Origin of the sequence: Isachenkonia alkalipeptolytica, from assembly GCF_009910325.1 — a bacterium.
GTDB classification, from domain to species: Bacteria; Bacillota; Clostridia; order Peptostreptococcales; family T1SED10-28; genus Isachenkonia; species Isachenkonia alkalipeptolytica.
Genome location: NZ_SUMG01000051.1, coordinates 1 through 1,709 on the forward strand (window position 1 = coordinate 1; position 1,709 = coordinate 1,709).

The 1,709-nt window shown below is 50.4% G+C and carries 1 rRNA gene; it reads right to left on the bottom strand.

The features are described 5' to 3' along the window. Nucleotides 1–20 precede the first annotated feature (20 nt). A 16S ribosomal RNA gene (locus ISALK_RS14800) occupies nucleotides 21–1,531 on the bottom strand. Between the last annotated feature and the right edge of the window lie 178 nt (nucleotides 1,532–1,709).

Sequence of the window (1,709 nt, forward strand, 5' to 3'; positions counted from 1 at the left end):
TGCCCTTTAATTCTCCTTAGAAAGGAGGTGATCCAGCCGCACCTTCCGATACGGCTACCTTGTTACGACTTCACCCCAGTCATTGATTTCACCTTCGGCAGATTGCTCTGACTTCGGGTGCCTCCAACTTCCGTGGTGTGACGGGCGGTGTGTACAAGACCCGGGAACGCATTCACCGTGGCATTCTGATCCACGATTACTAGTAACTCCAGCTTCATGGAGGCGAGTTTCAGCCTCCAATCCGAACTGGGACCGACTTTATGGGATTCGCTTGAGGTCACCCTCTTGCTGCCCTTTGTATCGGCCATTGTAGCACGTGTGTAGCCCTAAACATAAGGGGCATGATGATTTGACGTCATCCCCACCTTCCTCCGTGTTATCCACGGCAGTCTCTCTAGAGTGCCCAGCTTAACCTGATGGCAACTAAAGATAAGGGTTGCGCTCGTTACGGGACTTAACCCAACATCTCACGACACGAGCTGACGACAACCATGCACCACCTGTCACTTGTGCCCCGAAGGGAAGGTCCGATTAAGGACCGGTCACAAGGATGTCAAGTTTAGGTAAGGTTCTTCGCGTTGCTTCGAATTAAACCACATGCTCCGCTACTTGTGCGGGTCCCCGTCAATTCCTTTGAGTTTTACTCTTGCGAGCGTACTCCCCAGGCGGAGTGCTTATTGCGTTAGCTCCGGCACCGAGGTTTGACCCCCGACACCTAGCACTCATCGTTTACGGCGTGGACTACCAGGGTATCTAATCCTGTTCGCTCCCCACGCTTTCGTGCCTCAGCGTCAGTTGCAGTCCAGAGAGTCGCCTTCGCCACTGGTGTTCCTTCTAATATCTACGCATTTCACCGCTACACTAGAAATTCCACTCTCCTCTCCTGCACTCAAGTCCGGTAGTTTCAAAGGCTTGCTATCGTTGAGCAATAGTCTTTCACCTCTGACTTACCAGACCGCCTACGCACCCTTTACGCCCAGTAATTCCGGATAACGCTTGCCCCCTACGTATTACCGCGGCTGCTGGCACGTAGTTAGCCGGGGCTTCCTCCTAAGGTACCGTCTATATCTTCCCTTAGGACAGAGCTTTACGACCCGAAGGCCTTCATCGCTCACGCGGCGTTGCTGCATCAGGGTTTCCCCCATTGTGCAATATTCCCCACTGCTGCCTCCCGTAGGAGTCTGGACCGTGTCTCAGTTCCAGTGTGGCCGATCACCCTCTCAGGTCGGCTACTGATCATCGTCTTGGTAGGCCATTACCCCACCAACTAACTAATCAGACGCGGGCCCATCCTGTACCGAAAAACTTTGACTTTTCAGTGATGCCACTAAAAAGTGTTATGAGGTATTAGCACTGGTTTCCCAATGTTATTCCTCTGTACAGGGCAGGTTGCCCACGCGTTACTCACCCGTCCGCCGCTAAGTACGTCCGAGATCCATTCGAAAATTTTTCTCGGGGCACTCCGCTCGACTTGCATGTGTTAGGCACGCCGCCAGCGTTCATCCTGAGCCAGGATCAAACTCTTATATAAAAGTTTTGTTCTGAAGCTCAACATGAAACATGGCTTGTTAAATATCTTTTACAAGACATTTATCCGTATTTCATTACTGACTTCGAAATTTAAGCTGATATTATCAGCATTCTTAGTTTTAAAAAACTAAGGAATTTTCGAGGCTTGTCTATACTGTTTTAAATTGTCGAAGAACTGT